The 4,010-nt window shown below is 56.9% G+C and carries 5 protein-coding genes; 2 read left to right on the top strand and 3 right to left on the bottom strand.

What is annotated here, in order from left to right; genetic code table 11:
* Window positions 1-62: 62 nt before the first annotated feature.
* A complete protein-coding gene (locus AAAC48_RS11175; protein ID WP_340654241.1) occupies window positions 63-1,037 on the bottom strand; it encodes an MBL fold metallo-hydrolase in 975 nt (324 codons plus the stop codon).
* A gap of 216 nt (window positions 1,038-1,253) precedes the next feature.
* On the opposite strand from AAAC48_RS11175, the gene AAAC48_RS11180 reads away from it, so the two are divergent.
* Together AAAC48_RS11180 and AAAC48_RS11185 are read left to right on the top strand one after the other, a co-directional pair.
* Window positions 1,254-2,054, top strand: coding sequence for a sigma-70 family RNA polymerase sigma factor (locus tag AAAC48_RS11180; protein WP_340654242.1), 801 nt, complete (start codon window positions 1,254-1,256; stop codon window positions 2,052-2,054).
* The gene (locus AAAC48_RS11185; protein WP_340654243.1) at window positions 2,051-2,854 is read left to right on the top strand and encodes an anti-sigma factor; all 804 of its coding nucleotides are present in this window, start codon (window positions 2,051-2,053) and stop codon (window positions 2,852-2,854) included. The genes AAAC48_RS11180 and AAAC48_RS11185 overlap by 4 nt, the downstream gene beginning before the upstream one ends.
* A gap of 57 nt (window positions 2,855-2,911) precedes the next feature.
* Here the strand turns inward: AAAC48_RS11185 and AAAC48_RS11190 are convergent, their stop codons facing one another.
* On the bottom strand, window positions 2,912-3,271 hold the full coding sequence (locus AAAC48_RS11190; protein WP_340654244.1) for an SPW repeat protein: 360 nt from the start codon (window positions 3,269-3,271) through the stop codon (window positions 2,912-2,914).
* 360 nt (window positions 3,272-3,631) lie between these two features.
* The coding region (locus tag AAAC48_RS11195) for a tyrosine-type recombinase/integrase (protein ID WP_340654245.1) at window positions 3,632-4,010 on the bottom strand (379 nt) is incomplete at its 5' end.

Below are 4,010 nucleotides of genomic sequence, written 5' to 3' on the forward strand. Positions count from 1 at the left end.
CTGCGAGCCCCAAAAAGCCGATAAGTGCGTGTTTGAGCATGATCTTCATCTCCATTGAACTTTTAAGCTTGAACGGTCGGGGTGAAGCCATAGGCATTGCCGTCCTTCACAAAGCTGCCTGAGCCGGGGAACGGAAAGTGCGAGCCGCAGATCTTGATCCTGTCGGCAATCACACGATCAATCAGCTTGCGGCGGGTGATGATGGCAGCCGGACCATCCTGATCGTAGGCGCCTTGCCATTCCGGGTGAGGCGCGAGCAAGGCGGGCACATACATCGTATCCGCTGAAACGAGGAGCTGGTCGTTGCCCGATGCGACGAGGAAAACGGAATGTCCGGGTGTATGACCAGGTGCTGCAATCAGCTGAATGCCGGGCGCCACCTCTGCACCATCCTTGACCAGTTTCCAGTTTTTCCATGTCGGGAAAACCTGGGCGATACGCCGGCCAGCCGGTTTGCGCCCCTCGGCCAGCTTGTCTAGGCGACCGGGGTCAGTCCACCAATTGTACTCCTTATCGCTGACGATCAGTTCCGCGTTCGCAAATACCGGAGCATTTGTCTCCTTCTCCATCAGACCCCAGACGTGATCGGGGTGGAAATGGGAAATCATGAGCGTATCGATCTTCGTGTAATCAATCCCGGCAGCCTTCATGTTTGCGGGCAGATGCGTGGCATTCGCCTGCCATTGGCCGACACCCGAGCCAGCGTCCATCATGATCAGCCGCTCGCCAATTTTAAGCACTACGACGGTCAGGGGGATCGGCATGAAGTCAGTGGTGAGCCCCGCCTTGGCGAGGGCCTCCTTGGTCTCTTCTATAGACGCATTCTTGATGAATGCCGGATCGTGAGGTTTGCGCCAGATGCCGTCATAGATCGCAGTGACCTCGATCGAACCGACCTTGTATTTGTAATGGCCGGTAGCCGGTTCGATCGGCAATTCGGCCGAAGCCGGCAGCACGAATTCCAGTTGTCGGGGAAGTCCGAAGGCAGCCGCCGCAACGGCGGACCCAAGGAGCGTGCGGCGTGTGATGTTGAACATAGGGTTGTCTCCTTCAAGAAATGGCAATTGCCAGGCGGAGCACATGGATCGATCAACGCCTCCGCTGACCAAATAGATTGCTGCAGGGATGAGTTTATTCCCGGCGATCGAAAGTTTTTCAGGAAGCCATTGAAAGTTATAAGTTAAATTTGGCGATCACTAATTTCGCCGGATGTTGCGAAAAATAATTCCTGGAAGAGGAGAATAAAACGCGGGTTGCAGCGATCTAGATATCGATGGTGCCGCGCATCAGCTTTCCTGAAAGCCTGGAAGCGGCTGGCGTGCTACATAGAGAACATGATGGCGCAGATGTATTCGACAAGCATAGCCTATGATCGACGCGTGCCCTTAGCACGCAGCCTTGCTGTTCGTTGGCTGCGTGATTTGCGCTCGCCTCTTGCGCGGCTGACCGTGCTTATGGCGGCGCCGCTGTCACATTTGCTTGGCCCAAGAACTGCGCAATCTGCCGGCGGCGACACGGCCATGCGGTTCAATCAGGTGATCATGCCCCATCTCGATGGCGCGCATAATTTTGCCCGGTTCCTGAGCCGTGACGCAGATGCCGCCCAGGACATTGTCCAAGAGGCTTTCCTGCGCGCCTATCGCAACTTTGACAGATATCGTGGCGGCGACGCGCGCGCCTGGGTCTTTGCGATCGTCAGGAATTGCTATCACGCCTGGCTGAATGAACGCCTTCGACGGACGCGATTCGAAGCACCGATGCCAGATTGGCGCGAAGCGCCTGAAGACGCGGCGCATGACATTGCCTGCGAAGAAGATACGCCCGAATCTGAACTGATTCGAAAAACCGAGTCGCAGCGCGTGCGCTTGATCATCAATTCGCTGCCAGAACCGCTGCGTGAAGTGTTGGTGCTGCGGGAACTCGAATACCTCTCGTACCGCCAGATCGCTGATATCATCGACTTGCCGATCGGAACGGTCATGTCGCGGCTCGCCCGTGCTCGGCAGGAGTTTGGGGCGGCGTGGCGAGACAAAGGTGGGGAGACAGCGTCGTGAGCAAAACTGTCCCCGAAGGTTGCCCCGAGTGGGCCATCATGATGCATGGCTTCATCGACGGTGAACTCGATCCAGCCCATGCACGGCAATTCGAGCAGCACCTTGCTGCTTGTACCGGCTGCACAGCAGAGCTTGAAAGGTTCAAGGCATTGAAACGTGTCACCGGGCAGGACGGCGTGAGGTGGCCGGTACCGGAAGCCGTCCGTGAACAGATATTGACGGCAATATCGTTGGAAAACCAGTTGGCATCGCGAGAGGGCGTTGTGATCGCCGACCACGGGGGAGCGTGGTCGAAAATCGCCCAATTCGCCAAGCGCTGGGGTTATGTTCCGTCTTTCGCTGCACTGGCAGCAAGCATTTTTCTGGTCCTGTCGGTTCCTGGCCAGGATACTTTGTTACAAGACCAGATCCTGGCCAGCCACGTGCATTCCTTGTTGGTCAATCACCTTACCGACGTCCAAACCTCCGATCAGCACACCGTCAAGCCCTGGTTCGACGGAAAGATCGATTATTCTCCCCCCGTGGTAGACCTCGCGGCACAGGGCTTTCCGCTGGTTGGCGGCCGTGTGGACTATATCAATGGCAGAGTAGTCGCTGCTTTGATCTACCGCCGGCACGGCCACATTATTAATGTATTCGCGTGGCCCGCGCCGGCCACTGCTTTAACGAACATGGCGCACGACGGATATAACTTCGTCAAATGGTCGGGTGGCGGTCTGACATTTTGGGCGGTGTCCGATGTAAGCGCTGCTGAACTCTCGACATTTCAACGACTGTTTTCAGCCGGTTCAGGTAGCTGAATCGAACGGCGGAGCCCGCCGCTTTCGCGCGGCGGGCTTTACAGCGAGGGACGGGGTCTAGGCGTGTGCGTGGGGGTGATGAACACCCCAGACTGCCCATGCCGATACGGCGGCGACGAGCAGCCCCAGAACGACACTGGTCCGCATCGCACCGACGCTAGCTGCAAAACCAAGCAGCCAGGGAGATGCGACCAGCCAAAGACCAAGTACCAGGTTTGCCCATTCCTCCCATTCGGCGAATGCCGAGATCGCTGCAACCGCCAATGCACCGAGTGCGATGCCGACGATCCATGCGTTCCAGGTCGGTGCGGTTTCAGCCGCAAAGCCGATAACCCAAGGGGAGATGAACAGGCATACAGCCAGGATCAGGTTGACCCAATCCTGGGTCTTCTTTCCTTCCATCAGAGTGTTTGGCATGACAACCTCCAAGTATGAAGCGTAAGCAAGCCACCACTGTTTGCGTGCACTGCACGCTTCCAAATAAAAATAATTCCGGACAAGACCTCTTTCAAGAGGTGGCGTAGAGAATATTGCGGCAACGGCAATATCCAAAAGCTCAGGCTGCGAAGAATACTACTGAAGAAAGTTGTGGTCCAGCAGCCGCAGGTCTGACGACTTGCAGCCAGCAAGCAAACTGGGGCAATGCGATGTCTGGAATGAGCAAAGAGGTGCAGGAGCCGCAAGTCTCCAAGGTTCGTTCACAAATTCGAGGATTTTCACTGGTCGGAGTGAGAGGATTCGAACCTCCGACCCTGTCGTCCCGAACGGGTGGCGCTTCTACGAAACCCGCCTATTTGCTGGGATTGGCGTCACGTTAGAATCGCGATGTTCACGTTTATTTCCGTCCATTCCGTGGGGTTTCCGTGGGGTTTTCTGTGGGGAAGAAATCGCGTTTGCGGCTTCCTGCAGATGGTCGGGGTGATGATGCCCATAGGTGTTGACCAACGTCTCGACCGTCATTCCCAGGAACCCGGCTGCCTGCCAGATGTCGGTACCGGACTGCATCAGCCAGGTCGCGGCCGTATGCCGCAGAATATGGGGCATGACATCCTCGCCAAGCCCTGCCGCCTCGCAGGCCGCGCGGAAGCTCTTCTTGACGCTGATCACGGGCTTGCCGTTAGGTACGAAGCAGACCAAGAAGCGCCAGCCCGCCATT

Origin of the sequence: Phyllobacterium sp., from assembly GCF_037994405.1 — a bacterium.
GTDB lineage: Bacteria > Pseudomonadota > Alphaproteobacteria > Rhizobiales > Rhizobiaceae > Phyllobacterium.

Excerpts from the sequence above, each read along its gene's own strand:
- AAAC48_RS11175 (WP_340654241.1), bottom strand. The coding sequence starts at position 1,037 with ATGTTCAACATCACACGCCGCACGCTCCTTGGGTCCGCCGTTGCGGCG.
- AAAC48_RS11190 (WP_340654244.1), bottom strand. The coding sequence starts at position 3,271 with ATGCCAAACACTCTGATGGAAGGAAAGAAGACCCAGGATTGGGTCAAC.